Here is a 23,326-nt window from a genome sequence, read left to right on the forward strand (position 1 = left end):
CAAATTTCTAAAAAAGGATAAGGAATGAAAAAAGTAGTTCTAGCAAGTGTTGCAGTTGCAACTTTATTGTTGAGCGGTTGTAGCTCAAAAAACCCTGAAGTTGATATGAATTCAAATTCAAATCAATCTGCAGACAATTCAGGTAGCATGAGCGATGCTGATAGATTAGCAGCTCTTATTGCTAACATTGAGAGTCAAGTTAAAAGTGTATATTTTGACTTTGATAAATTTAATATCAAAGCTGATCAACAAGGCGTTGTTAGCTCAAATGCATCAGTATTTAACCAAGCTGACGCTCAAGCTCTTTCTATAAAAGTAGAAGGTAACTGCGATGAGTGGGGTACGGATGAGTATAACTATGCTCTTGGTTTAAAACGTGCTAAAAGCGCTAAAGATGCTCTTGTAAGAAATGGCGTTAGTGCTGATAGAATCGCTGTAGTTAGCTTCGGCGAAAGCAATCCAGTTTGCACAGATAAAACAAAAGCTTGCGATGCTCAAAATAGACGTGCAGATTTCAAAGTACTTCCATAATTTATAATTAAATAATAATGAACAAAAAATCAATTATAGTGGCTCTGATTGGAGCCACTATCTCTATTGCCTCGGGCCAAGAGATTTCAGCTTTTGATGCAGGTAATATGGATAGCGCTAATCCATACGGTCTAACTGACAATGAAAAAGTTACCCTAAATAATAAGCGAAGTGTTCAAAATATTGAAGAGAATATGAATAATGTTTTAGAACAACTTCAAGGTTTGCAAAGCTTGATTGAGAGCATGAGTGCTAGAATGAATAAGCTTGAGCAAAGAATAAATGATATAGAGACGAAGGTAAATGGAGGCATAAGTGATTCTGGTGTAAGTTTGACATCACTGAAGGCTTATGTTGATGAAACTAGAGATATACAAGACAAAAACTACAAGAATATTACTGCTGCCTTAAATAAATTAGGTGCAATAATGGATAAAAATGCTGCTCAACCAAAGCAAAATGCAAATCCAAAACAACAAAACAAGCCAACTTCAAATTTTAGTGGAAAAAGCGATAAAGATATTTTGGCTGATGGCATTAAACTTCTAAATTCTGGCAATAGCACAGAAGCAGCTGGATATTTTGAATATTTAAATAAAAAAGGCTATAAAACTGGTGCAACAAATTATTATTTAGGTGAAGTTGCTTACAGTCAAAAATCATACAGCACAGCTATACAATACTACAAAAAAAGCATACAGAACGAAGATAAGGCCGACTATACACCAAAACTTCTATATCACACAGCTATAAGCTTTGATAAGATAGGTGATACGCAAAGTGCAAATAGATTTTATAAGGCTTTAAAAGTCGGTTATCCAGATAGCAAAGAAGCCAAAGCCTCTCCCAATAGAAACTAAATTTTAATCTTTTTTAGATATAATCCCACATTAATCAAAAAACCAAATCTAAGGAGATTGTTGTGAGTAAAGATCAAGTTATAACTATGTTTTATGAACTAAAAGATGCCAACACTGGTGAAATTCTAGAGTCAAACATGCAAGAAGGTGGACAAATTTCATTTATAACAGGGCATGGTCATATTATAGAAAAGCTTGAGGAAGAAGTAAGCAAGTTAAAATCAGGTGAAAGAGCAACTATAAGCGTAAAGGCAGCAGAAGGTTGTGGTGAATATAATAATGAAGCCATTCAGTCGTTACCAAAAGAGCAGTTTGCTGGTATAGATTTACATGAAGGAATGGAACTTTTTGGTCAAAATGAGGATGGCTCAAGCGTTCGTGTTATTGTTAAAGAGATCAAAGATGACGAAGTAACAGTTGATTTTAATCACCCATATGCTGGTAAAGATTTACTATTTAATGTTGAAGTTTTAGAAGTTAGAGATGCGACAGAAGATGAAAAAGCAACAGGTATGGTAGCTGGGGCTCATACTTGCGGTTGCGGTGGTCACGATCATGAGCATGAACATGAGTGCTGCGGGGGTCATGGACATGGGCATGGACACGGACACGAGGATGGTGGTTGCGGTTGCGGTGGACACGGACATCACCATCATTAAGAAGCTAAAATGAAAAAAATTGCTTTTGTTTTTGCGGGCCAAGGCTCGCAAAGTATTGGTATGGGAAAAGACTTTTACGAAAATTTTTCTACTGCTAAACTACTTTTAAATGATGCTTGTAATGACACTGGCATTGATTACAAAGAGCTTTTATTTACACAAAACGATAAGTTGGATAAAACAGAATTTACTCAGCCAGCTATTGTTTTAAACTCGCTAATGACTTATTTGGCTTTTTCAAATTTTATTAAAGAAAAACCAGAATTTAGTCTTGGGCACTCACTTGGAGAATTTACTGCTCTTGCAATTAGTGGAGCATTTAATTTTATTGATGCGATTAGGCTTGTGAATTTACGTGGTAAATTTATGCAAGAAGCCTGCGTTGGCAAAGATGCTGGCATGATGGTAGTTCTTGGACTTAGTGATGAAGTGGTTGAAGAAATTTGTAAAAAAGCAAGAGAAGAAGGTTTACAAATTTATGCTGCAAACTACAACTGCGATGGACAAATCGTTGTCGCTGGCGTAAGAGCCGATCTTGCTAGTTATGAAGCAAAATTTAAAGAAGCTGGCGCAAAAAGAGTAATGCTTTTAAATATGTCAGTAGCAAGCCATTGTCCGATACTTGAGCCAGCTAGTGTTAGACTAGCAAGCGAGCTTGAGAGTACTTTGGCTACCAATTTTTCTCCAGTTGTCTCAAATGTAAATGCTAAAATTTATACTGATAAAAGCGAAGCACTAGTCCTACTAAAAGAGCAGCTAATAAAACCAGTTTGCTATAAACAGAGCATTAAAAACTATGAAAATGATGTTGATTGTTTTATCGAGCTTGGTGCTGCGACGTTAAAGGGCATCAATAAAAAAATTACTGAAAAGCCAACTTATAGTATTACTGATATGGCAAGTCTTGAAGAAGTTGTGAAAATTTTGGAGGAGAGATGATAGCGATACTTGGAGCTATGCAAGAGGAGATAACACCGATCCTTGAAATGGTTGGTGAATATAAAAATGTTCAATATGCAAATAATAAATTTTACTTAGCAAACTATAAGGGAAAAGAGCTAGTCATTGCCTATTCAAAGATAGGTAAAGTAAATGCAGCCATAACGGCAACTTTAATGGTAGAAAAATTTAAGGCCTCAAAATTGCTCTTTACTGGCGTAGCTGGCTCACTTGATGAGAGTTTAAAAATAGGTGATATGCTTTATGCTACTAGCTTGGTGCAACATGATCTTGATATCACGGCTTTTGGCCATCCTTATGGCTATGTGCCAGGCACAAGTATCTTTGTCAAAAGTGATGTAGGGCTAAATGAACTGGCAAAAAAGATAGCTGATAAAAAAGATATGGGCTTAAGCGCTGGTGTTATTGCGACTGGAGATCAGTTTATCTGCGATAATGAAAAGAAAGCTTGGATTAAAAAGATATTTAATGCGAGCGCTACCGAGATGGAAGGTGCTAGCGTTGCACTAGTTTGCGAAACACTTGGTGTGCCATTTTTTATACTAAGAGCTATCAGCGATGGAGCTGGTGATGCAGCAGAGTTTGACTTTGATAAATTTTTGCAAGATTTAGCAAATGTTAGTGCAAAATTTATACTTGAAATGGTAGAAAATTTATGATAGAGCTTAGTAAAAGGCTTCTTAGGCAAGTTGGTCAGACAAATGCTAGATACAAGATGATAGAGGGCGGAGATAAGATCTTGCTTGGTCTTAGCGGTGGTAAAGATAGCCTCGCACTAGCTCACGTACTAAAGCATATCCAAAACGTTACACCTGAGAAATTTGAGTTTAAAGCAGTAACACTAAGCTACGGCATGGGTGAGGACTACGCTTATCTTACGAAGCATTGCAATGAGCACGGAATAGAGCATGAAGTGATAGATAGCTCAATCTTTGAAATTTCAAAAGAGAAAATCCGTAAGAATTCCAGTTTTTGTAGTTTCTTTTCTCGTATGAGAAGAGGTTATCTTTATACTTACGCCTTAAAGCATGGTTTTAATAAGCTCGCGATTGCTCATCATTTAGACGATGCAGCGGAGAGCTTTTTTATGAATTTCACCTACAATGGTGCACTAAGGACGCTTGCTCCAAAATATACTGCAAAAAATGGAATCACGGTTATTAGGCCATTTATCTTCGTTCGCGAGAGACAGCTTCGCGAAAATGCTATGAAAAATGAATTAAGAGTCATTGGCGATGAGGCATGTCCTGCGATGCGATTTGACGTGAAAATGCCACACGCTAGATATGAAACCAAACAGCTTTTAGCGACTTTAGAAAAAGAAAATCCAAAGCTTTTTACTTCGCTAAAAGCAGCATTTGAAAATATCCATACTGATACTTTTTTTGCTCTCAATAGCAGTAGTGAAGAGTAAAATTTTACTTGCTTTTTGGGACTAATCCCAAGAAGCAATCTATAAATATTTCTATTTTAATTGGCTTTTATCAAAATAAATACAAAATGTATGAATAGATGAAATTCTTGTACTTGTGCATAAATCAAAACTGTCATATACAACAAATACAAAAGCATTTAGTGCAAAAACCACTGGTTAGAATTTTGTAACTTAGAAAATTTAAGCTTAAAAAAAATAGTCATGTGCTTTAAATATTAAAAAATAGCTATTTAAAATAGCAAGCTATAACTTAAAGTCCGTCAAGTAAAATTTTATAAAGTCGGTTTATCTCATCGTCATTTAGCTCGATCGTGCTTTTTGTATCAAATAAATTTTTGATCTTGCTAGCGTCAAATTCGCTCCTATCAAGGCAGTGCTTGTGAGAGGGTAAAAAACCACGAGTTAAGCAAAGCTCACTCTCTATCTCCTCGTCGCAGATGAAACACTCAAGCTCGCTGTGAAGCCTACCTTCATACTCTAAAATTTTAACGTAGCTTTCGATGATAAGGCGTTTTGGATTTTGTAGCTGCATCTGTTTGGCGCAGCGATCAAGCTCATTAAAATAAATTTCATCAAGCTGCTCGACCTCTTTTAGATGATCATAAAGTAGGCGCATGAACTGCTGCCAAATGATGAGCTTGTCACGCTCTAACAGCCATTTAAAGCCAAGATGAAGTATGCTTCTAAGCTTTGGTAGAAATTTTGCCTCTTGCTCTAGCTCAAAGTCGATCTTATAGCCAGTCATGATGTTTGAGTGGCGAGCACCAAAAAATCTATATGACTTTACGAGCAAATTTGGCGTTAGCACAAAGACTAAAAGGTCCTCGTCTCTGACCTTTTGCACACGCAGGATGTAGCCTTGCATCTAGGCAAAAAACTCCCTTATACGCTCTCTCATCACATGTGCGTCTTTGATAAAATTTATATCGTTTCTAAAGGTTGTTGCGCCGTCGATGCCCTTGCTGTATTGATGCAAGTGCTTTCTAAATATGCAAAGTCCGTGCTCTCCGTAATGCTCGATCATCGCATCAAAGTGAGCTAGGATTATCTTTTGTTTTAGCGCCTTATCCACGCTAGTTTTAGTCTTTATCTCGTGAAATATCCAAGGATTACCAATACTCGCTCTGCCGATCATTAGGGCGTCACACTTTGTAAGGTTTAAAATTTCATCTGCATTTTGTGCATTTATATCGCCATTTGCGATAACTGGGATTTTTACGCTCGCTTTTACTCTAGCGATCGCTTCGTAATCAACCTTTGCACTGTATCCGCCAGCTCTGGTGCGTCCATGCACTGCGATGTAGTTTGCGCCAGCTTCTTCGCAGGCTTTTGCGATTTTGATCTCATTTTTATCATTAAAGCCAAGCCTAAATTTAACGCTTAGGCTCTCTTTGTTTGAGACACTTTTTATGGCTGAGATTATGATTTGAAGTTTATCAAGATCATTTAGTAAAGCAGAACCCGCCCCTTGTCTAACGACCTTTGGTACGGGGCAGCCGCAGTTTAGATCGAGCCCATAAATTCCATCAAATTTATTGATGATTTGCACAGCTTTTTTTATATTTTCTGTGTCACTACCAGCTATCTGGACGATGTAAGGCTCTTCATTTGGGGATTTTTTAATCATTTCAAGTGTTTTGTCACTGCTCTCATATACTAGAGCATTTGCGCTGATCATTTCGCTAACAGTGACATCACAGCCAAATTTCTTAACTACGCTTCTTAGTGGCAAGTCAGAAAAGCCAGCAAGAGGCGCTAAGAAAAGTGGTTTTTTGCTAAAGTCTATCATTTAAAAAATAACGAGCTAGGCACCATTTTGCCGTTATCTCGTAAAAATAACAAGACCTTTATCTCTTTAAACTCATCTGGGTCGCTACCTTCGATAGCCTCTCTTACTTTATCAAGCATTTGAAGCTCAAATAGCGCATATACATAAGCCTCATCAGCATCAGCATGGATGCTTTTTAGTTTTTCAAAGATTCCGATAAATGCATCTGGTTTTAGCTTATTTTTAAGCATTACAGCGGCTTTATCGTATTGAGCTTTTGTCACTTTTGCGTTGTTTAAAAGATCAAAAATTTCATCACTACTTAGATCAATCTCGTCGTTTACAAAGCGGGTAATAATAAGCATTATATCTTCACTTACTAGTTCAAAATTTAATCTTTTGATCTCGCTAAAAGAAGCTACTTTTATGAGTTTATCAAATGCAGCTTTTTTAAGGCTCTCATTTTGATCTTGATTTTTAAGTATGTCAAGATAGTAAGTAGGTAGTTGCTCGATTTTATTTAGCTCATTTAGGATATTTAACTTGCTATCTTTTGCTAGTCTAAATTTCTTTAGATCGACGATCTCTTTATTTTTTATACTTTTTATAGTTTGTAAGATATTGTTTATCTCAGCATCATCTACACCGACATCTTTAAGCTCGCCTACTGGTGAGATAGAACGAGTAAGCTGTGAGGCGATCTTGTAAGTGTCGGTTTTGAAGTCTTTATTGCTCTCAAAGCCAAGAAGCGTCTCTTTGGCTAAATCTTTATAAAGCTGGCTATCTTTTTTGATCCATTTTTTATATCTATAAAAAGCATATCCATGATAAGCGATATGAAGTAGGGCAAGAAGTGCTAAAACAGCTACTGGAAGAGCGACCCAAATAGCAATTGGCAAAGTTATAGTTTGGCCTAAAAGCTCAAATGTGTAATCAGAACTATTAAGAGAATAGGTAAGTCCTGCAACAACTACTATGTAGATTATGCAATAGACGAGAAATTTTCTAGTTTTCATATTTTCTCCTTAGTTTTTTGCTGTTTTTTCGATTATTTCACGGCAAGTTATGCAGTATTTTGCATGTGGTTTTACTTTAAGTCGCGGTATGCTGATCTCCTCTTCGCACATATCACAAATTCCATAAGTTTTATTTGCTATCTTCTCTAGTGCTTCATCTATTTCTGATAGCTCCGCTCTTTGTTGCGTCGAGATGGAATGCTCTATTAGCTGGTCTGTATTTACCGAGGCTATATCAAACTCATCGCTTACACCACTATCTCTTAAGCCATTTACTTCAACAGATGAATCATAGATATTTTTTTTGATCTGTAATTTTCTTTCTTCAAGTAATTTTTTAAAAAAATTTAGCTCAGTTTGTGTCATTTATATTCCTTTATTTGTGATATGGGTGGTTTGCATTTATGCAAAGTGCTCTAAAAATTTGCTCAAAAAGTACAAGCTTGGCAACCTTATGTGCCATCGTCATCTTGCTTAAGCTTACAATTTTTTGCGCTTTATTCTTTAAATTTTGGCTAAGGCCATAAGCTCCACCTATGAAAAAGTTAATTTGTGAATTTGAGTTTAAAATTTGTGCGAATTCTTGGCTGTCAAGTTGCAAGCCATTTTCATCAAGCATTACGCAAAAGCCTTTTAAATTTGGCTCATAAATTTCATCATAAGCTCTTAATGCTTCGCTTTTTCCAGTACTTTGAGCTTTTGCTATTTTTTCATTAAAAAAGACTTTATCGTTTATCTTGGCAAATTTTGCACTCATTTTTATATATTCTTGTATCTCGTTTTCAAAGTTGTCACGTGATGATTTTTGAATGCTAAAAACTGAAATTTCCAAATTTAGCCTTTGGTTTTTAGCTTTAGTTCAAAGTTGCTTCCACTCTCATCTTGATTATCTTTTTGATGTATTGTCTTATTGTTTATGAGAAATTTAACCATATCGCTTATATATTTTTTATGTTCGCTTCTTGGCACAATAGCATCGATTAAGCCATGCTCTAATAAAAACTCAGCTCTTTGAAATCCCTCTGGTAAATCAGCACCAATGGTTTGTTTGATGACTCTTTGACCAGCAAAGCCTATCAATGCGCCAGGTTCGGCGATTATTAGATCTCCAAGCCAAGCAAAAGAGGCACTAACGCCACCCATTGTCGGATCAGTAAGTATTGAGATATAAGGCAGCTTTGCTTCATCAAGTAGTTTTAAAGCAGCTGATGTCTTTGACATTTGCATCAAAGAGAATGTACTCTCTTGCATTCTAGCTCCGCCTGAAGCACTCACTATGACTAAAGCTTGGCGTTTTTCTATTGCTCGTTTTATCGCTCTTACGATCTTTTCACCCTCAACTGAAGCTAGCGAACCACCCATGAAGCCAAAGTCAAAAACAACTAACTGGATCTCTTGTCCGTCGCATTTACCTTCGCCACATATCACTGAGCTTGTGCGTCCTGTTTTTTCTTTATTCTCTGTAATTCTTTTTTTGTATGATTTTTTATCGACAAAATTTAATGGATCAACTGGCTTTAAATTTGCATCAAATTCAATAAAGCTACCTTCGTCGCAGATCAAATTTATGCGATCAGTAGCTTTTAATCTCATGTGATAGCCGCATTTCGGACATACATTAAAACAAGCTTCAACTTCTTTGTAGTACATCAGTGAGTGACAATTATCGCATTTTACCCAGTGTGTAGGTGCTTCTTCTGGACGAGGTTGAGCTTTTCTTATCTTTGAAAAAATGTCTGAGAAATTCATATTTTTACCCACTTATATTAAAAATTGTGGGATTATATCTAATGTTTGCCTTGCTTTTTCTTATATGACTTAAAGTTTGTTTATTTGTAGAGGTTTTAAGGGGCAAGTTGGCCCCTTTTAAAAGTATCTTGTTAGAAGCGTCTTCCGATAGTAAATTCAAATGTATTTGTATCATCGCCCTCTTTAGGTTTAAGAGCTTTTGCAAAGATTAGTTGAAGTGGTCCGATAGGTGTTATCCATTCTATGCCGGTTCCAACTGATGATCTTTTTATCTCATTTAGACTATTTTCACCGATCATACCATAGTCGTAAAATACAACACCACGCATTTTGACACGATCTATTATAGGGAAGCTTATTTCAGCTGAGTTGTTAAATGAAGTTTCGCCGCCGTATTCATAGTAGTCGCCATTATATTTTACTTTTGGAGATACAGTCCTACTCTCATAACCACGTAAGCTTCTTATGCCACCAAGGTAAAGTCTTTCATTGATCGGAGTATATCCTCTTTCCCAAATTTTGCCAAAGCTTGCTTTGTATCTTAAGATAAGATCGTAGTCGATGTACTCTCTAAGACCTAGGTAGTAGTTAAAATTTGTGCGGTTTTTAACAAAGTCTATATCGCCACCAAGCCCAGCTATCTCAAATGATGTGCTAGCTATGATGCCACGTCTTGGCAAGTAATAATCATCAGTGCTGTTATATGTTAAAGCCGGAGTTATAGCGCTTTTTATAGCTTTACCTTCTCTATAAATTTCTTTTTTTGTTTTTGTGTTGATATCTCTTAGTTCATCATCTTTTAAAGTAATTTTGCTTTGCTCAATGTTGTAAGTAAGTGATGCACTTAAATTTCTAGTTAGTTTTCTACCTAGTGTTGTGCTAAAGCCATAGCTTCTCTCTTTATATGTTCTCCAGTCATAGTCATTTGCGTAAAGTGTTCCGCCAAGGCTATACTCTGAGTCAAAAATTCTTGGGTTTGTAAGACTTATCTGACCTGAAAGCTCTCTGTCACTTTTATCTACGCTTACTTGTCCTTGAAGGCCAGAGCCAAAGATATTTGTGTCAGAAAGTGCTGCATTTAGTAGTAGTCCGTCGCTGCTGCCGTATCCGATACCGCCGCTTATTGAGCCAGTTGAAGCCTCTTTTACTTTTACTTTTAGATCGACAGTATTTTTATCAACTGGATTTTCTTCTATCTCAACATCATCAAAGTAGCTTGTTCTTTTTAGCGCATCTTTTGAGTCTTGAAGGTCGGTTCTACTATATAAATTTCCTTCAGTTAGATAAAGTTCACGTCTTACAACGCGGTCAACGGTCCTATCGTTTCCTGAAATTTGAACATTTCTTATATATACTTTTTCACCAGGATCGACTTCGTAGTCAATATCAACTGTTTTATTTTCATCAAATTTATCAGTCTTTGGATAGACTTTTACAAACGCATAACCTTTGTCAGCAACCATATCATCAAGCTTTTTCATATCTTGGCGAAGTCTTGCTGAGTTCATCGTATCGCCAGCCTCAAGCCTAAAGTCATCTATAATCTTTTTAGTGTCAAGCTCTAGCTCTTCAGGTGCCGTAATGCTTACATTTGAAACCTTATAAGGCTCACCTTCATGAACATAATAAGTAAGATCAGCTGTGTAATTATCAAACGATGAATTTAAATAAGGTGACGAAATAGTCGCGTCTAAATAGCCTTTTTGGAAATATTTGTCTTGTATTCTTGCTGGATCATTTTCAAGCTCAAAAAGTTTAACTTTACCGTCATTTCTGCCCCAAAGCCAGCCCATAAATTCTCTACTTTTATTTGCAACTACTGGCTCAATGTCGTCATAATCAAACTCTTTTGCACCGACTAAATTTACATTTTTGATTATCATATTTTCGCCACGGTTTATGTTGAGTGTTATGAAAAGTGAGCTATCGTTATCTGCAACTGGTTGTTTTTCTACATCTACAACGGTATCAAAATAACCCTTTGACTCATAATACTGACGAATTCTCTCTTTAGTTTTTTCTATTGTAAGCTCATCATACATATTGCCTGGTTTGATGTTGATTAGCGACTCGATCGCAGTTTTATCATTTGTTACAACACCTTTTAGATCGACTCTAGCAACACTTGGTTTCTCTTTTACAGCTACTAAAAGATTGCCATTGCCTGTATCTTCTATGTAGATATCGTCAAAATAGTTTTGTTTGTATAAATTTGTAATCGCCTTATCGCTAAGCTTTGGAGTCAGATCCTGACCGACTTTTAAGCCCATTATTTGGCTTGCTACTTCAGGCGAAAGGTGAATTAGGCCTTTAAAATTTATTGACTGGATTGTTTGTGCGCTTAGGCCACTGAAAGCTAATGCTAATAAAAATAATTTCTTTCTCATTAAATTTAACCTAGAGTTTTAGTATAAGTGCGTATAATATCATATTTTATTTTTAATAAATTTAAATTTTATAATTTTGAAGGTTTTTTATGAAAATAGGTATCATCGGACTTGGTCTTATGGGTGGCTCACTTGGGCTAGCATTAAAAGATGAAAAATTAATCTCTTGTGTTAGCGGATACGACAAAGATGAAAATCATAGCAAAAAGGCCTTAGAGCTTGGCTTGGTGCATGAAATTTTAAGCATTGACGAGATGAAAAAGAAGTGTGACATCATCTTTTTGGCTGTACCAGTCGAGGCTATCGTGAGCATCGTGCAAAATTTAACTGATATTAGCGAAGATACAACTATCATTGATTTTGGCTCAACCAAACAAAAGATAATAGAAGCTGTGCCAGAAAAAATTCGTAAAAATTTCATTCCAGCTCACCCGATGGCAGGTACTGAGTACTCTGGTCCAGAAGCCGCTTTTAAATCACTTTACACAGGAGCAACTGTTATCGTTTGTGACTTTGCTGAGAGCGCAGAAAAACATGTAAAAAGAAGCGTTGAGCTATTTTCTTGCCTTGGCATGAAGATTATTTTTATGAGTGCAAAAGAACATGATCATCACGTGGGTCTTATTTCGCATTTGCCTCATGCGATTGCATTTTCGCTTGCTAGTGGAATTTTAAAAGAAGAGGATAAAAGGCACATCGTAGCACTTGGCGGACCTACATTTAAGGGCATGATACGTGTCGCAAAGAGTTCGCCTTTTATGTGGAGCGATATCTTTAAGCAAAATAAAAATAATGTTGTTGAAGCTATAAATATGTTTGAAAAAGAGCTAAATTTGTGCAAAGATCTCATCAAAGATGAACGCTGGGATGAGCTTTTTGCCTGGATGAGCGACGCTAGAGCTGTAAGAGAAATTTTGTAATTAACTAAAAATTTATTGATTAAATGTAAAATTTCGCAAATTAAATTTAAGGTAAAAATGTATGTATAGACGTGGAATTGGCGGTTTTGGTATTGTTGTGCTTTTGCTAATTTTAATCTTAGCCGGTGGTTTTGGCTATGCTTTGATGTCAAAAGATTTTGAGCGAAATGAGCCAATAATTGGTGTTGCTGATAAGGTTTATTGGAATCTTAGAACCCCAATGAATATCAAATTTAAAGACGATAGTGGTATAAAATTTGTACGAATTAGTATGAATGATGGGAAAAATGATCTAAATTTATTAAATCAAATCATACAAAATCCAAGTACCGAGCTTGATGTAAATTTAACCTTTCCAAAGACTGGCTTTTTTGCTCAAAAAGATACCTATGAGATGAATATTGAAGCTGTAGATACTAGTAAATGGAGCTTTTTTACTGGCAACAAAGCTAGTAAAAAGGTTGAAGTAGTGCTTGATACTTCAAAGCCTGATCTTTACGTACTTTCACAGTCTTATTCTATCTCAAAAGGTGGTAGTGCGGTTGTGGTCTTTAGAGCAACTGATAATCAGCTAAAAGAGGTTTATGTGCAGACAAATTTTGGTAAAAAATTTAAGGCTGTACCATTTTATAAGGAGGGCTTTTATGCAGCACTCGTTGCTTGGCCAGTTCAGGTTGAAAATTTTAGTGCTGAGGTCATCGCAAGAGACTTTGCAGGCAATGAAAGCAAGTCACATGTTAGATATTTTTATGAAAACGTAAAGTATAAAACTTCAACTATTGCATTAAATGATAGATTTTTAGATGGTAAGATAGTTGATCTAACTGATCAATATGCAAAAGATCCAAGTGCGCTTTCAAGGCTTGAGAAAATGAGATTTGTCAATGAAACGCTTAGAAATTCAAACGAAGAAAAAATAACAGCACTTACTACAAATCCTGGTGATGAGATGTTAACTGGCTTTAGTGTGACTCCGTTTTATCCACTAAGAAATGGTAAAAAAGTAGCTGACTTCGCCGATCACAGGTACTATACATATAATAATGAGCAAGTAAGCGAATCTTGGCATATGGGAATAGACTTTGCAAGTGTGGCAGCGGCTCCTATTATAGCTAGCAATGCTGGTCGTGTCGTACTAGCATCTGAAAATGGAATTTATGGATTAAATATTGTGATCGATCATGGATTTGGGCTTTATTCGCTTTATGGACATTGCTCAAGCGCTAGAGTAAAAGAGGGCGATATGGTGGCAGCTGGCGATCAGATAGGTACTACTGGAACTAGTGGTCTTGCACTTGGCGATCACCTTCACTTTGGAATTTTGGTTCAAGGCGAAGAGGTAAGACCACAACAATGGATGGACAAAAAGTGGATAAAAGACAATATCACAAGTGTCTTAGATGCTGCAAAAGCGATGATAGACAAGAACTAAAAATTTGCAAAATTGATTTTTTAGTGCTATCATAAGCGCATTAAAAATATAAGGAAAATTCTTGAAACAAACTACTATCGCAAGACGCGTTGAGACCGTTGGTATAGGGCTTCATAAAGGTGAGCCGATAAGACTTATACTAGAACCTCTTGATGCAAATTCTGGTATTATTTTGCACCGCGAAGATCTTGGTATTAGTTTTAAAGCTGAACCTAAAAATGTTATAAATACGCAGATGGCAACTGTTGTTGGCAACGAAAAGGGCTTTATTAGTACGATTGAGCATCTAATGTCAGCAATAAATGGTTATGGCATTGATAATATTAGAATCTCTGTTGATGCAAATGAAATTCCCGTCATGGATGGCAGTGCGATAAGCTTTTGTATGCTACTTGATGAGGCTGGCATAAGATATCTTGATGCTGGCAAAAAAGTAATTCTTATCCGCCGTGAAGTTGAGGTTGTTGAGGGTTCTAAATTTGTGCGAACTTCACCTTCAAGAAGTCCAAAATTTGACTATACGATAAAATTTGATCATCCAGTTATTGGTGAACAGAGATATGTTTTTGATTTTAGTAAAAGCTCGTTTATAAAAAATATAGCTCGTGCTAGAACTTTTGGGTTTTTGAAAGATTTACAACGTTTGCAAGCTCAAAATTTAGCCCTTGGTGCATCGCTTGATAATGCCGTGGCAATCGATGATACGCATATCCTAAATCCAGAGGGTTTGAGATTTGAAAATGAGTTTGTAAGGCATAAAATTTTAGATGCAATTGGTGATTTGAGCTTGCTTGGAGCGCCTTTATTGGGCGATTATACAGCATTTGCTGGAAGCCACGATCTAAATCACAAATTAACTCTTGCTTTAATGGCCGATGAGAAAAACTATGAGATCGCAACTCTAAATGGCGAACTTCTAAAAGAGTATCAAAAGGTATTTGCATAGAAAATATTGAAATTTTAGTTGTCTCTTTATCGACTCCGCTCTTGGTTGGAGCATATAAAGACGGCGTAAAATTTGATGAAATTACGACTGATGAACATGTCAGTGAAGCTTTGATAAAAATCTTAGAAAATTTATCCTCTAAATTTAATATCACAAAAATTATCTATGCAAATACGCCTGGAAGCTTCATGGGGCTAAAGGTGGCCTATGTTATTTTAAAGACTTTCTCTTTAGCAAAGGGTTGCGAATTTTATGCGGTTAGTGGATTTAGCTTAAATGGTCACCAAGCGATAAGAGCAAATAAAAATTTAAGCTTTGTTTTAAAAGATGGCGAAATTTCACTTGAAAAAGTGGAACCAGTAGGATTTAGATTGCCTTTAAATTTAGATGAATTAAAACTAAATTCAGATACACTTCCAGATTATATCATCCAAGCAGTTTAGGAGAAATTTTGAATATCTTAGTGCCTGCAACAAGTGCGAATTTGGGTCCTGGTTTTGATGCTTTGGGGCTTAGTTTGAAGCTTTTTAATAGCGTGAAAATCGAGCCAGCAAAATTTAGCTCAGTGTCGATAAACGGCGAAGGCAGTGGAAGTGTAAATTTAAAGAGAAATAATATATTCTTAAGTATTTTTAATGAAATTTTTTTTGAGCTAACTGGTAAAAATGAAAATTTTAGAGTCGTTTTTGAAAATAATATCCCATTTTCAAGGGGACTTGGCAGTAGCTCCGCTGTGATCGTTGGAGCCATTGCTTCAGCGTACGAAATGGCTGGCTTTAAGGCAAGTAAAGATACAGTTTTGAATAAAGCTATCATCTACGAAACCCATCCTGATAATATCTCACCAGCAGTTCACGGTGGATTTATTAGCGCGATCGTAAAAAATGGCAATGTTTACGCAAATAAAATAAGTTTAAGCGACGAGATAAAGGCGGTAGTTGTCATCCCAAATAAGCCAATGAGTACATCCTCGTCAAGACAAATTTTACCAAAGAACTATACGATGAAAGAGTGTGTAAATAACTTATCTCATGCCGCTTTTTTAACATCTTGTTTTTATGAAAAAAAGTATGATCTCTTAAAAATAGCAAGCAAAGATTTGATGCATGAAGAGCATAGAATGCACGCTTTAGAAGAACTTTTTGAAGTTAGAAAAGTAGCTTATGAAAATGGTGCTTTAATGAGCACGCTTTCGGGCTCAGGCTCAAGCTTTTTAAATATTGCTTACAAAGATGATGCTAAAAATTTACAAGATATTTTAAAGAGTAAATTTGGTGATTTTAGGGTTGAGGTTTTTTCATTTGATAACGATGGATACGAAATTACGCAAAGCTAAAAACAAGTTTAAAAAGATATAATGAACAAAAATAATCCTGTAAGGACATGTGTCGCTTGTAAAATTAAAATTTCTCAGAGCTTGCTAAAAAGATACCGCTTGGTAGGTAAGAATTTAGAACATGGCAAAGGAAATGGTCGTAGCTTTTATCTGTGCGACAAATGTATGCAAAAAGATATAAAAATTTTAAAAAAAATAATTGATAAACAAACTAAAGGTGCTTTTATTTGTGATGCACCGAAGTTAAAGGAGATACTCTTAAATGAGCAATGTTAGGATTTCAGAGATCGCAAACGAGCTTGGCTATCCAAGTAAAGAGATAGTAGAAAAAGCTCAAGAGTTAGGATTAAAAGTCAAAACTCACTCAAATGCAGTTAGCCTTGAAGAGGCCGAAGCTATATATGAATATGTTCAAACTGGTGTGATACCAGATAAATTTAAAAAGAAAAAGAGTGAACCTAAACCAAAAAAAGAGTCTAAAAAAGAAGTAGAAAAAGAGTCAGTAAAAAAAGAAGAAAAGCAAAAGAGTGAACCTAAAAAAGCTACTACTAAAACTGAGTCAAAGTCGGTAAAAGCTGAGCCTAAGAAAGAGGCACAAATTTTAGAAGAAAAACAAAAAATTGAGCCTAAAAAAGAAGAAATCAAAGTAGAGCAAAAACAAGTCGAAGCTCCAAGACCAAAAGAGAGCTTGGCCGATGTGACTCAAAAAAGACGTGGCCTTGTGATAGTAAAAAAGAAAAAAGACTATGAAGCGCCAATTGCTACAAAAGAAGAGAAAAAGCCTGAACCAAGCATAGCTAATATAAGCGATTTTAAAAGTATGTTTTCAGCAAATGATGAAAATTTAGCTAAGAAAAAGAAAAAAGATAAAAAAGTAGTTGTTGTAAGTAAAAAGGATAGCGCCCAGAAGATGGATCTGCTTGGCGGAAGTGACTTTGGTGACATAGTGCTAGAAGATGAAGATGTAGTCGTTCTTCCTGATTTTAGTTTTAAAACCCCAGCACCAGCACCTGCTCAAAAGACAAAACAGCCAAATGTTATGAGAACTACGGTCAACAATACGATAAATTCATTTGGTGAGGGCGGTATACAAAGAAGAGCTAGAAAAAAACACAAAAAGCCTGAAAATAAACAAAATAATGAAGCTGTGACGTCTATAAATATTCCAAAAGAAATTCGTGTTTATGAATTTGCTGAAAAGCTAAACAAACAGCCAAGCGAGATCATTGGTAAGCTTTTCATGCTTGGCATGATGACAACAAAAAATGACTTTTTAGATGAAGATGCAATAGAAATTTTAGCTGATGAGTTTAATGTAGAGGTTAATATCATCGACGATCAAAAAGAATTTGATTACGTAGCAGCCTATGAAGAAGAGATAAAAGACGATGAAAATCTCCAGCCAAGAGCACCAGTTATAACCATCATGGGTCACGTTGATCATGGTAAAACTTCATTGCTTGATTACATAAGAAAATCACGTGTAGCAGCAGGAGAGGCTGGTGGTATCACTCAGCATGTTGGTGCTTATATGGTAAATAAAAACGGCAAAAATATCACATTTATCGACACTCCAGGTCACGAAGCGTTTACTGCTATGCGTGCAAGAGGCGCTGGCGTGACTGACATAGTTATCATCGTAGTTGCAGCAGATGATGGCGTAAAACCACAAACAAAAGAGGCGGTCAGCCACGCAAAAGCCGCAGGCGTACCGATAATCATCGCTATAAACAAAATGGATAAAGAGTCAGCAAATCCTGACCTAGTAAAGACTGGTCTTGCCGAGCTTGATATCATGCCAACAGAGTGGGGCGGAAAGTATGAATTTGTGCCAATCTCTGCAAAAACAGGCATGGGTATAGATGATCTACTTGAGATCGTACTTTTACAAGCTGACCTTTTAGAGCTAAAAGCAAATCCAAAGGCAAACGCAAAAGCAACTGTTATCGAGAGTTCACTTCAAAAAGGTCGTGGCCCAGTCGCTACTATTATCGTTGAAAATGGCACGCTTCATGTTGGAGATACTGTCGTAGCTGGTGTCGCATATGGAAAGATAAGAAGCTTGCTTGATGACCAAGGTAAGCCTTTGCAAGATATAAAACCAGGCGAATGTGGTGTGATAGTAGGTCTTAGCGAAATAGCAGAGGCTGGCGAGACGCTAATAGGTGTAAAAACAGATAAAGAGGCTCGTGAATACGCACAGAAAAAAGCTGAATATATCCGCCAAAAAGAGCTTAGTAAGAGCACGAAAGTTAGTATTGACGAGCTTAGTGCTAAGATTGCTGAGGGTGAGTTAAAGACGCTTCCAGTCATCATCAAAGCTGACGTTGGTGGTTCACTTGAGGCGCTAAAAGCAAGCCTAGAAAAACTAGCAAATGATGAGATCAGAGTAAATGTCATCCACTCTGGTGTTGGCGGCATCACGCAAAGCGACGTGGCACTTGCTAGTGCGAGCGAAGACTGTATAATCCTTGGTTTCAACATAAGACCAACTGGCGAGATAAAAGAAAAAGCAAAAGAGAGCGGTGTCGAGATAAAGACTTATAATGTTATTTATAATTTAATTGACGACGTGAAAGCGATTTTAGGTGGATTAATGTCACCGATTATCAGAGAAGAGCAGCTTGGCCAAGCTCAGGTTCGCCAAGTGATCCATGTGCCAAAAGTCGGTACTATTGCTGGATGTATCGTCACTGAGGGCACTATAAATAGAGGCGCAAAAATTCGCCTTATTAGAGAAGGTGTGGTCGTTTATGAGGGCTCAGTAAGTTCGCTCAAACGCTTCAAAGATGACGTCAAAGAGGTCGCTAAAGGTTATGAATGCGGCGTTGGTATCGAAAATTTCAATGACATTAGAGAAAACGACTATATCGAAAGCTTTAAAGAAGTCAAGGAGAAAGCTACTCTATGAACGCTAACGAAATAAAGCGTATGAGAACAGAGAGTGTGCTAAAAGAGCTCATACCAGAGGCTCTAGCTACTCTTGAAGATGGTATTTTAAAGGGGCTTTGTGTCACTGATGTAGAGTGCAAAAAGGGTAGATATGACGCCTTTGTTTATCTTGATAAGATGGCTTTTGATGAGCGTGAACAAGAGTATATTTTGGGACATTTGAAGCGAGTTTGTAGGCATTTGCAAAACCACTGTATGGCAGCTGAGGGCTGGTATAGATGCCCAAATTTTCACTTTAAATTTGATGATAGATTAGAGTATCAAAACCATATGGATAAGTTGTTTGATAAAATTTCAAAGGATTTAAACAAAAATGGATAATTTAGACAAACTAGTACGCGAATGCGGCGTTGAGCTTTACGACAGCGAGATCGCAAATGAAAATGGTAGGGCTATTTTTAGAGTTTATATCACAAAAAATGGCGGAGTGAGTCTTGATGACTGTGAAAAAGTAAGCCGTCTACTCTCGCCTATCTTTGATGTGACACCGCCAGTTAGTGGGGATTATAACCTCGAAGTTAGTTCGCCTGGTCTTGAGAGAAAGCTTAGCAAGCCATCTCACTTTAAAGCGAGCGTTGGTGAGCTAGTTAAAGTTCAAACCGAGGCTGAGAAATTTGCAGGAAGGCTTGTAAAAGCAGACGAAGAGGGCATCGCAGTTGAAAACGAAGAGGGAATCTTTGAGATCAACATCAGTGAGATAAAAAAAGCAAAAACATATTTGGAGTGGTAAATGCTAAGCGACATCGAGATAACTCACCAAACGAAACTAGAACACATCAGTAAAGTTGCTGCAAGACTAGGCTTAAGTGAAGACGAGCTTGAACTTTACGGCAAATATAAGGCAAAAATTTCTCCAAGGCTTGAGCCGTCAAACTCAAAGCTCATCTTAGTCACCGCGACCAATCCAACCCCATACGGCGAGGGTAAAACGACTATGTCGATCGGTCTAGCTGATGCGCTAAATTCAATTAATAAAAAGGTTTGCCTAGCACTTCGCGAGCCATCTCTTGGACCAGTTTTTGGCATAAAGGGTGGAGCAGCAGGTGGCGGCTACTCGCAGCTAGCACCGATGGAGGATCTGAATTTACACTTCACTGGCGATTTTCATGCTATAACATCGGCAAATAACCTGATTTCAGCGATGATAGATAATAGTCTCTATCAAGAAAACCCACTAAAAATAGAGAAAATTTTATGGAAACGCTGTATGGATATGAACGACCGCGCGCTTAGATTTATCACTGTGGGTCAGGGCGGTAGAACGGATGGCGTGCCAAGAGAAGATGGCTTTAACATCACTGCAGCAAGCGAGATCATGGCTGTACTTTGTTTAGCTACGAGCTTATCAGATCTAAAAGAGTGCGTGGCAAATATCATGGTTGCCTACGATAGCGATAAAAAGCCTATCTATGTGCGTGATCTAGGCTGTCAAGACGCTGTTTGTATACTTTTAAAAGACGCGATCAAGCCAAATTTATTTCAAACGCTTGAGCACACACCTACGCTCGTGCATGGCGGCCCATTTGCAAACATCGCACACGGCTGCAACTCAGTCATCGCAACAAAAACAGCTCTAAATTTAGCTGACTACGTCATCACTGAGGCTGGCTTTGGCTCTGAACTTGGTGCGGAGAAATTTTTAGATATAAAATGTAGGGTTGCTGATATCAGGCCAAGCGCTGTGGTGCTTGTAAGTACGATCAGATCGCTAAAATATAACGGCGAAGCAAATAAAGACGAGATCACAAAACCAGATATGAACGCCCTTAAAAAAGGCATCGAAAACCTTGGTGGACATATCGAAAATTTAAAAGGTAAATTTGGTCAAAACGTAGTTGTGGCGCTTAATAAATTTGGCTTTGACACAGATGAAGAGATAAATTTTGTAAAAGAATATTGCCAAAAGCTTGGCGTAGAAGTGGCAGTTTGTGAGAATTTCTTAAAAGGTGGCAAAGGTGCGATTGAGCTTGCCGAGCTAGTTTTAAAAGCGTGCGATAAGCCAAGTAAGATAAATTTCACATACGAGATGAGCGATGATACGAAAACTAAAATAGAAAAAGTCGCTAAGGAAATTTATGGAGCTGGTGAAGTAGTCTTTGAAGAGGCTGCTCTTAAAAAGCTTGAGATGATAAAAGAGCTAAATTTGAGCCATTTGCCAGTTTGTATCGCAAAAACTCAGTACTCATTTAGCGACGATGCGAAGCTTTTAGGCAGAGCAAAGGGTTTTACATTTAGCGTAAAAGACCTTGATATTAGAACCGGGGCCGGCTTTATCGTCGCAGTTTGCGGTAAGATCATGCTAATGCCAGGACTTCCAAAAGTGCCAGCTGCGGTCAATATGAGGATAGACGCAGAGGGCAAGATCGACGGCTTGTCGTAAATTTATGAAAACACACTGACAAAGGCTGGTGTGTTTTTTAAAGAGGCATGAATGAACGACGAATTTTACATGGGTCTTGCTTTAAGTGAGGCTTGGAAATTTCAGATCCTGACCTACCCAAATCCAGCCGTTGGATGCCTTATCCTTGATGAAAATGGAGAAATTTTATCTTGCAAGGCTCATGAAAAGGCTGGATATTTACACGCTGAACCGACAGCGATACTCTTTTCGCTTTGTAAAAAAAGTGAAAAATTTAAAGATGATTTTATAAAAGCATATAACGCTAAATTTAGCTCCAATATAAAAGAGAACGAATTTAGCCTTTTAGAGCCAAAATTTACCTATGAATTTATACTAAAAAATCACTCAAATTTACTAAAAAAAGTAAAGGCTTACGTCACTCTTGAGCCTTGCCTACATCACGGCAAAACGCCACCTTGTGCAAATTTACTAAAAGAGCTTGGCTTTAGCGAGGTGATAATTGGTAGCCATGATGAAAATAAAATAGCAAGTGGCGGTGGAAATTTGCTTCAAAGTGCTGGGGTGAAAGTTAAATTTGGCGTTTTAAAAGAGCGCTGCGATAAGCTACTTAAGCCATTTTTGGCCTATCAAAATGGTGGATTTAGCTTTTTAAAAATAGCTCTTAGTAAAAACGGCGTGGCAAGTGGTGGCATCATCACAAATGAGCTTAGCCGCACGCATGTGCATAAACTTAGAAGCGTCATAGATACGTTGGTGATCGGTGGCAACACAGTGCGGACAGACCGACCAAGGCTCGATACCAGACTTATAAAAAATGGCAAAAATCCAGACGTCATAATCTACTCAAGAAGTGATAAATTTGATGAGACGATACCGCTTTTTAGCGTGCCAGATCGCAAAGTTAGCATTCAAAAAGAGCTTAGCCTAAAAGGTCTTTGCATGTTTGAAGGAGCTGGTGAGTTTTTAAAACTTGCAAAAGAGGGCAAGCTAGCAAATGTAAAATGGCTACTTATCTATCAAAGCTCAAATTTTAAGGATGGTAAAAACTTGAGCCTTGATCTAAAATTAAAGCCACTATTTAGTGGGAATTTTGGAGACGATAGCTACACTTGGTATGAAATTTTGGATTAAATATCTAGGCCAAAATAGTGCTTAACTAAAAAACCAATACCAAATGAAATGATCGCAACACCAAAAGTTATCACACACATCTCAACCACTCTTGGCAAAAATTTAAGCTCTTTTGCTACGCTTATGTAAAAGTTGTAAGTGATAATGGCAACAAAGGCAAAGAAAAACATCGACAAGACAGCGTAAACACCACTTGAAAAGATGAAAAATGGAAGTATCAAAAACGCCGTTGTTATGATGTACGAACCACCTGTATAGAGCGAATAGGTAAGCGGTTTGATCTCGTCACTTGGATTTTCTTTTGACTCAAGATAGGCTGATCCTGCCATAGAAAGAGCAGCTGCCACGCCCATGATAAGGCCTGTTGCGCCAACTGATTTTGTATTTGAAAATGCAAGCGCGATGCCGCTAAGTGTGCCTGTTAGCTCAACTAAAGCATCATTCATGCCAAGCACGATGCCACCAGCATTTACGAGCTTTGTGTCTTTTAGCATGGAGATTAGACTATTTTCGTGGTTCATCTCCTCTTCGTAAATATCACGAGCTTCAGGATATTCATCTACGATGTCAAGATAAAATTTCTCAGCATTTTCTTCGCGTGACTCCATAAATTTTAGAGTAAAAGATGTGCCAAAAATTTTAACAAGTATCGTATAGAAGATGACTTTGAATAAATTTGCAGTTCTGCTCTCACCTGTTATCTTTTGGCAAAAAGCATAGTGTCGTTTTTCTTCAGTGATTAATTTACGAAGTATTTTTTTATTTTCTTCATTTTTTTCACTAGCTTCGAGTAACGTATAGATGGCGGTATCATCTGCTTCATTTTGTAGCTGTTTTAAAGCACGCTTTTTATCTAGCATAAATTCCCCTTTTTAAATTTTG

25 protein-coding genes are annotated in these 23,326 nt (G+C 37.1%); 17 read left to right on the top strand and 8 right to left on the bottom strand.

Translation table 11 applies throughout. The annotated features are described in order from the left end of the window. The first annotated feature begins 24 nt into the window (after positions 1–24). The 6 genes from F3G66_RS02000 to F3G66_RS02025 are packed head-to-tail and all read left to right on the top strand — an operon-like array spanning position 25 to position 4,424. Positions 25–531, top strand: coding sequence for an OmpA family protein (locus tag F3G66_RS02000; RefSeq protein WP_021090913.1), 507 nt, complete (start codon positions 25–27; stop codon positions 529–531). Positions 532–548: 17 nt separating this feature from the next. Then, entirely contained in the window at positions 549–1,391 is an 843-nt protein-coding gene (locus F3G66_RS02005; protein WP_149706975.1) for a tetratricopeptide repeat protein, read from the top strand. A 56-nt stretch (positions 1,392–1,447) separates the two neighbouring features. After that, positions 1,448–2,050, top strand: a complete 603-nt coding sequence (locus tag F3G66_RS02010) for an FKBP-type peptidyl-prolyl cis-trans isomerase (protein ID WP_223154201.1) — start codon at positions 1,448–1,450, stop codon at positions 2,048–2,050. Between the two features lie 9 nt (positions 2,051–2,059). Then, the gene (gene fabD / locus F3G66_RS02015; RefSeq protein ID WP_149706976.1) at positions 2,060–2,989 is read left to right on the top strand and encodes an ACP S-malonyltransferase; all 930 of its coding nucleotides are present in this window, start codon (positions 2,060–2,062) and stop codon (positions 2,987–2,989) included. Further along, on the top strand, positions 2,986–3,669 hold the full coding sequence (locus F3G66_RS02020; protein WP_149706977.1) for a 5'-methylthioadenosine/adenosylhomocysteine nucleosidase: 684 nt from the start codon (positions 2,986–2,988) through the stop codon (positions 3,667–3,669). The genes fabD and F3G66_RS02020 overlap by 4 nt, the downstream gene beginning before the upstream one ends. Further along, complete coding sequence (locus F3G66_RS02025; RefSeq protein ID WP_149706978.1) at positions 3,666–4,424, top strand: tRNA 2-thiocytidine biosynthesis TtcA family protein; 759 nt, start codon at positions 3,666–3,668, stop codon at positions 4,422–4,424. Before F3G66_RS02020 ends, F3G66_RS02025 begins: the two co-directional genes overlap by 4 nt. A gap of 271 nt (positions 4,425–4,695) precedes the next feature. Here the strand turns inward: F3G66_RS02025 and recO are convergent, their stop codons facing one another. From recO to bamA, 7 genes are all read right to left on the bottom strand, one after another. Next, a complete protein-coding gene (gene recO / locus F3G66_RS02030; protein WP_021087592.1) occupies positions 4,696–5,310 on the bottom strand; it encodes a recombination protein RecO in 615 nt (204 codons plus the stop codon). Then, a complete protein-coding gene (locus F3G66_RS02035; protein WP_149706979.1) occupies positions 5,311–6,234 on the bottom strand; it encodes a tRNA dihydrouridine synthase in 924 nt (307 codons plus the stop codon). After that, the gene (locus tag F3G66_RS02040) at positions 6,231–7,229 is read right to left on the bottom strand and encodes a uroporphyrinogen III synthase HEM4 (protein WP_149706980.1); all 999 of its coding nucleotides are present in this window, start codon (positions 7,227–7,229) and stop codon (positions 6,231–6,233) included. Before F3G66_RS02040 ends, F3G66_RS02035 begins: the two co-directional genes overlap by 4 nt. A gap of 9 nt (positions 7,230–7,238) precedes the next feature. Beyond that, positions 7,239–7,595 carry an RNA polymerase-binding protein DksA gene (gene dksA, locus F3G66_RS02045; RefSeq protein WP_035167251.1) on the bottom strand — a complete coding sequence of 119 codons (357 nt, stop codon included), beginning with the start codon at positions 7,593–7,595 and terminating at the stop codon, positions 7,239–7,241. A gap of 10 nt (positions 7,596–7,605) precedes the next feature. Then, on the bottom strand, positions 7,606–8,061 hold the full coding sequence (locus F3G66_RS02050; protein WP_084041273.1) for a 23S rRNA (pseudouridine(1915)-N(3))-methyltransferase RlmH: 456 nt from the start codon (positions 8,059–8,061) through the stop codon (positions 7,606–7,608). 2 nt (positions 8,062–8,063) lie between these two features. Then, positions 8,064–8,978 (bottom strand): acetyl-CoA carboxylase, carboxyltransferase subunit beta, encoded by a 915-nt coding sequence (gene accD, locus F3G66_RS02055; RefSeq protein WP_149706981.1) that lies wholly within the window; start codon positions 8,976–8,978, stop codon positions 8,064–8,066. A gap of 131 nt (positions 8,979–9,109) precedes the next feature. After that, positions 9,110–11,365, bottom strand: a complete 2,256-nt coding sequence (gene bamA, locus F3G66_RS02060; protein WP_149706982.1) for an outer membrane protein assembly factor BamA — start codon at positions 11,363–11,365, stop codon at positions 9,110–9,112. A gap of 89 nt (positions 11,366–11,454) precedes the next feature. Here bamA and F3G66_RS02065 point away from each other — a divergent pair, with 89 nt between their 5' ends. The 11 genes from F3G66_RS02065 to ribD all read left to right on the top strand — a co-directional run bounded on the left by F3G66_RS02065 (position 11,455) and on the right by ribD (position 22,444). Continuing rightward, positions 11,455–12,285, top strand: a complete 831-nt coding sequence (locus F3G66_RS02065; RefSeq protein ID WP_084108777.1) for a prephenate dehydrogenase — start codon at positions 11,455–11,457, stop codon at positions 12,283–12,285. 61 nt (positions 12,286–12,346) lie between these two features. Further along, positions 12,347–13,717: a peptidoglycan metallopeptidase Pgp6 gene (gene pgp6 / locus F3G66_RS02070; RefSeq protein WP_149706983.1), complete on the top strand. Its 1,371-nt coding sequence runs from the start codon at positions 12,347–12,349 to the stop codon at positions 13,715–13,717. A gap of 61 nt (positions 13,718–13,778) precedes the next feature. After that, positions 13,779–14,663 carry a UDP-3-O-acyl-N-acetylglucosamine deacetylase gene (gene lpxC / locus F3G66_RS02075; protein ID WP_107695471.1) on the top strand — a complete coding sequence of 295 codons (885 nt, stop codon included), beginning with the start codon at positions 13,779–13,781 and terminating at the stop codon, positions 14,661–14,663. Between the two features lie 41 nt (positions 14,664–14,704). Further along, positions 14,705–15,106, top strand: coding sequence for a glycoprotease (locus F3G66_RS02080; protein WP_087576685.1), 402 nt, complete (start codon positions 14,705–14,707; stop codon positions 15,104–15,106). 8 nt (positions 15,107–15,114) lie between these two features. Then, complete coding sequence (gene thrB, locus F3G66_RS02085) at positions 15,115–15,999, top strand: homoserine kinase (protein WP_149706984.1); 885 nt, start codon at positions 15,115–15,117, stop codon at positions 15,997–15,999. A 21-nt stretch (positions 16,000–16,020) separates the two neighbouring features. Continuing rightward, on the top strand, positions 16,021–16,275 hold the full coding sequence (locus F3G66_RS02090) for a YlxR family protein (RefSeq protein ID WP_072594698.1): 255 nt from the start codon (positions 16,021–16,023) through the stop codon (positions 16,273–16,275). Further along, positions 16,262–18,910 carry a translation initiation factor IF-2 gene (gene infB / locus F3G66_RS02095; RefSeq protein WP_149706985.1) on the top strand — a complete coding sequence of 883 codons (2,649 nt, stop codon included), beginning with the start codon at positions 16,262–16,264 and terminating at the stop codon, positions 18,908–18,910. The genes F3G66_RS02090 and infB overlap by 14 nt, the downstream gene beginning before the upstream one ends. After that, complete coding sequence (rbfA, locus tag F3G66_RS02100) at positions 18,907–19,272, top strand: 30S ribosome-binding factor RbfA (RefSeq protein WP_084108756.1); 366 nt, start codon at positions 18,907–18,909, stop codon at positions 19,270–19,272. Before infB ends, rbfA begins: the two co-directional genes overlap by 4 nt. Then, positions 19,265–19,681, top strand: coding sequence for a ribosome maturation factor RimP (rimP, locus tag F3G66_RS02105; RefSeq protein ID WP_149706986.1), 417 nt, complete (start codon positions 19,265–19,267; stop codon positions 19,679–19,681). Before rbfA ends, rimP begins: the two co-directional genes overlap by 8 nt. Beyond that, the gene (locus tag F3G66_RS02110; protein WP_149706987.1) at positions 19,682–21,331 is read left to right on the top strand and encodes a formate--tetrahydrofolate ligase; all 1,650 of its coding nucleotides are present in this window, start codon (positions 19,682–19,684) and stop codon (positions 21,329–21,331) included. It begins immediately after the preceding gene. A 51-nt stretch (positions 21,332–21,382) separates the two neighbouring features. Then, a complete protein-coding gene (gene ribD / locus F3G66_RS02115; protein ID WP_149706988.1) occupies positions 21,383–22,444 on the top strand; it encodes a bifunctional diaminohydroxyphosphoribosylaminopyrimidine deaminase/5-amino-6-(5-phosphoribosylamino)uracil reductase RibD in 1,062 nt (353 codons plus the stop codon). Here ribD and F3G66_RS02120 read toward each other — a convergent pair. Beyond that, positions 22,441–23,304 carry a VIT1/CCC1 transporter family protein gene (locus F3G66_RS02120; protein ID WP_149706989.1) on the bottom strand — a complete coding sequence of 288 codons (864 nt, stop codon included), beginning with the start codon at positions 23,302–23,304 and terminating at the stop codon, positions 22,441–22,443. The genes ribD and F3G66_RS02120 overlap by 4 nt on opposite strands. Positions 23,305–23,326 lie beyond the last annotated feature (22 nt).

Origin of the sequence: Campylobacter concisus (genome assembly GCF_902460665.1) — a bacterium.
Taxonomy (GTDB): Bacteria; Campylobacterota; Campylobacteria; order Campylobacterales; family Campylobacteraceae; genus Campylobacter_A; species Campylobacter_A concisus_AL.